Consider the following 4004-nt stretch of genomic DNA (forward strand, 5'->3'; position numbering starts at 1 on the left):
TATGCGCAGCGTGAAGGCGCTGGGAAGAAAATGGTGATGGTGACATTCACTCACCCACATCGCAGCTCAGACGCGCTCGCTGGGCAGTTAAAACGGCAATCTGAGGCGTTCAAGCGGCTTCGGGCTGGTGAGCCGTGGAAGCGCATCTTGCCGAGCGGTTATATGGGCCTGATTAGGTCGCTAGAGGTCACACATGGGCGGCACGGCTGGCACCCGCACACCCATGAAGCGTGGATGGTCGATAAAGACGCGGACGTATCGGATCTGCGGCGTAAAATCGTGCGCCGTTGGTACCGGATGCTGAAAAAAGTGGGAATGCTCAATCTTCCGCCAAGCGGCAGGGGAGCGCGGTTTGCGGCGCTTCGAGGGTTCTATAAGCATTCGGTCGATGTGCTGGATAATGCCCGTTCTAGCGATTATTTGGCCAAGCATGATGCGGATAGCACTGGCGGGCACTGGGGTGCTGACCGTGAGCTTGCCAAAGGGTCAACAAAACGCGGTCGGGCAGCAGGCCGCACGCCGTTCCAGTTACTGGCGGATTGCCGCGATGGTGATGAAAAATCGGGGCGGTTGTATCTCGAATACGTGGAAGCGATGCGTGGCAAAGCGACGGTTTTTTGGTCAGCGGGGCTGAAAGCACTGGTTGGGCTGCAGGAGTTCAACGATCAGCAGATAGCCGAGCGTGAAGATGATGCGGCGGATGTTCTAGGCGCTGTGGAGCTGCGTGACTGGGCACTAGTGCGGCGGGTTGGTTACCGTGCTCACTTACTCCAAGCGGCTGAATCGGGGGGATGGCCAGCAGTTCAGGCATTGATAACAGAATTGCGGGCACGGCACGGTAAAACGTCGATCAAGCAGGAATGGGCTATTCGTGGGGAGCAGTCCCGAGAGTTTACTGTGGAGAGAAAACATCACGTAAGCGCTGAAAAAAGCCACGATTCCGATAATAATCGAGTTCCTGCTGTAGCCCCTGGTTTAGCCGCATTAAGCGCTCCCCATACTCATCTGACTGCTGCATCGACTTCGAAGTCTGCTCATATGTTTGCTGGAGAGAGCGGAGATCGAGAAGCGCCTGGCGTAGCTCCTGATCCTTCTCCGAAAGCGACGACTGTGCAGAAACGAGCATCTCGCGAAGTTCTGTTACAGCGCCGTTTGTACGAGCCAATTCTTCCCGATTAGCCGCTAAGCTGGCTTCCAATGTGCCTATACGCTCCTTCATGGCCGCTTGGGTTTCTTCCCGGGCGGCCTGTTTGCGTTCTGCTTGGCGCTTTTCAAATGCCTCTATGGCGTCTATGTCGCTGGGCATGTCCTCGCCGGCTGCCCTGGATTCGCTGTACAGGCGGTTGATTTCTGCGGCCGTAAGCGGCGCGTCATGTAGCCCGGGGTTGTTATCGACTACCGCGTAAGCGCGTGACCACTGCCGCCACTTCGACCAGTTGAGCCCCAATCCCCCTTCTTCGGCGGGCGTCTCGCACATCTCACGCCACGACTGGAAGCCAAGGGCCCCGATGATCGAGTTTTGCACTTGCTGCTGCGTCGGTCGGCCCCGGCTAGCGAGCATGGGCAGTTCGCGGCGCACGGCTCGCATGAAGAGCTGCCATTGATGCGGCACGTTCTCCGTGCCTAAAGCGTGAACGAGCACGGCGCGGATGCGCTTCGCTGAGTCGTGGTGGATGTGATGAACGTCTGCCACTGTTTTGATCTCCAAGCTATAAATGTGTAAATGTGTATTTATTACACATTATAGCACATTTATAGCGATGCAAGGGTTGCGTGCAAGTACGTTTTTAACGACCATACTTACTCGCGGCTTTGCCGTGTAAGTATGGGAGGCCTAGGGGTGCTGACCGCCCGTAGAGAGGCACGAACGGAGTGGTGGGAATAGGCCTCCGTAGGCGTCGAAAGCGGCTGCCTGGGGTATCGCAGCCGCTTGAGAGGACTACACGGGGTGGGGGGTTGGGGTTGGAGCGGGAAGGGAGTCAAGCGCTGGATCGCGGGGGCCCCATAGCGGCGTGGGTATGCCGCTATGGGGTTCCGATCCAGTGCTTGACGCCCTGGAGCGACCCAAGCCTCCGCTCTGGGTGTTGGGACCGCAGGCCCAACGCCCTGAGCCCCCGGCGGCGAGGGCGGGGTGTGGGGCAGAGCCCCACGGTCTTAATCGGAGGGCACTATGGAAAAATCGACAGAAGAAGCGTATCGAAGTCTGGCAGCAAATTTTTATGCGAAGCGTCTTAATGGTGAGCTACCTACACCAAAAAAAATCACTGACGCGCTCAAAGCGTGCGCCAGTGAATACAGGCCCGCTTATTGGCGTCGCTTACGTAATGCCCTTGAGTTTGATCAGCGTTCGAAGCGGTTTTATGAGTCAGCGGATCGTATTGCTCATACGCGCAATCCGATGACCACTACTCGCACCGGCCAGGGGTTGATAAATCCGCGTGATCGCGGGCCGACGCCGCCTAAACAGCGTCGAGCAAAGTCGATATCTGAAGCTGACTATCAAAAGCTCATAGATGCGCTGACAGACACAAAAAATGATGCTGAACATCAGAATAATTTCGAGGTGCTGGCAGCAACGTTACTGGCGAAGTATCTGGGGGTTAGACCTGCAGAAATGCTCTCGCTGGAGATTGATGACCGTGGGATTGTGCGTGTGCGCGGTGCCAAGCGTACGAGTGATGGCAAGCGCGGAGCGGATCGGTGGTTTCGTGTTGAGCCAGAAATTCAGAAATACATTTCAACGTCGATAAGCGTTCTGCAAAAAGGTGAACAGCGCCAACTGGGGGTGATGCGGCGTGTTCAAAGCCGCCTTGATCGTCTCAGTCGCAAGTTGTGGCCACGTCGGCAGGCGCGGCCATCGCTTTATACGTTTCGTCACCAGATGGGGGGGGACCTCAAGGCGATGGGGCTTAATAGGCGGGCAATTGCGTACATCATGGGTCACCAGAGCACAAAATCGGTCGAGGTCTACGGTGATCGTCGCAAAGCGTCGGGAGGTATCGGTATAAAGCTGAGCGGTCAGGAGGCGGAGCGCTTTCAGGGCCGTGAGAACCACACGGCGGCACCAGACGGTTTGCCAGAGTCCAAGGTGCCGCCAGCGCTGCGAGCGGTTGCGCAGAGTCTCAAGAGCGAAACCCCGGAAACCCCCGTTCGGCAGGAAAAACCAGCGAAACCAGTCGTCTCACCGTCATCTTCGGGCTTTAGGGGTCCAGGTGGGCCGGGGATGTAATGGCTATCCCCTCAGCTGAGAATATTCTGATATGCTGGTTGGTAAGCCCGAATAGCGGGCATGAAAAACCCCGGATCGTTGGCGTTGGCGCGCCTCCCCGGGGTCATTCACTCAAGTAGTAGGGATATTATGGCCTCCATGACGCATAGACTCAAGCGTTGCCGGCACCCCTACCGGGGGATGTCGGATGCAAACACCCGGTAATTCTCTCCAGCAGATTCGTGCGCGCCTGCGCAATCCTGAGCCTTTCAAGGGGCTTCCAGGGCAGTTTTTGCGCGCGTCTTTCTCCCAGCCGGAAGCGGCCACCGCCGACCGCGCAGCGGGAGGCCTAGGTAGTAACGCCAAATCCTCTACCCCCCCCCAGGCTGGAAGAGTCGTTAGCGCTGATAAACGGGTTCAGGCACGGGCTGAACGCTATGAATTACAGGCGGTTGCGCGTGATCTGTTGTTCTTGCGTGGTTCGGCTAAGGGGTTGGAGTACCCAGCGAATTACCATCAGACCGCGAAATGTCTTTTCACCCCGTTTAGCAGGGAAGTGACGGTTAACCAGTCAGCAGAGCACGGGAATGCCTTCTACGGCGGGCTGGTGGTCTGCGGGCGGCCTGGTTGCCCGGTCTGTGCGGCAAAGGTTGGCGAGCGTCGGCGTGAAGAGATCGCACATGCCTTTGAATGGGCCTATGCGCAGCGTGAAGGCGCTGGGAAGAAAATGGTGATGGTGACATTCACTCACCCACATCGCAGCTCAGACGCGCTCGCTGGGCAGTTAAAACGGCAA

3 protein-coding genes are annotated in these 4004 nt (G+C 57.4%); all 3 read left to right on the forward strand.

All coding sequences use genetic code 11. The features are described from left to right. On the forward strand, positions 1 to 1179 hold a 1179-nt coding region (locus CR46_RS18480; protein ID WP_030074911.1), incomplete at its 5' end, for a protein rep. Positions 1180 to 2170: 991 nt separating this feature from the next. Beyond that, positions 2171 to 3229 carry a site-specific integrase gene (locus CR46_RS0117590; protein WP_030074913.1) on the forward strand — a complete coding sequence of 353 codons (1059 nt, stop codon included), beginning with the start codon at positions 2171 to 2173 and terminating at the stop codon, positions 3227 to 3229. Between the two features lie 187 nt (positions 3230 to 3416). Continuing rightward, positions 3417 to 4004 (forward strand): hypothetical protein (locus CR46_RS0117595; RefSeq protein WP_030074915.1); only part of this gene is annotated, 588 nt, incomplete at its 3' end.

The organism is Vreelandella neptunia (genome assembly GCF_000712975.1).
GTDB lineage: Bacteria > Pseudomonadota > Gammaproteobacteria > Pseudomonadales > Halomonadaceae > Vreelandella > Vreelandella qaidamensis.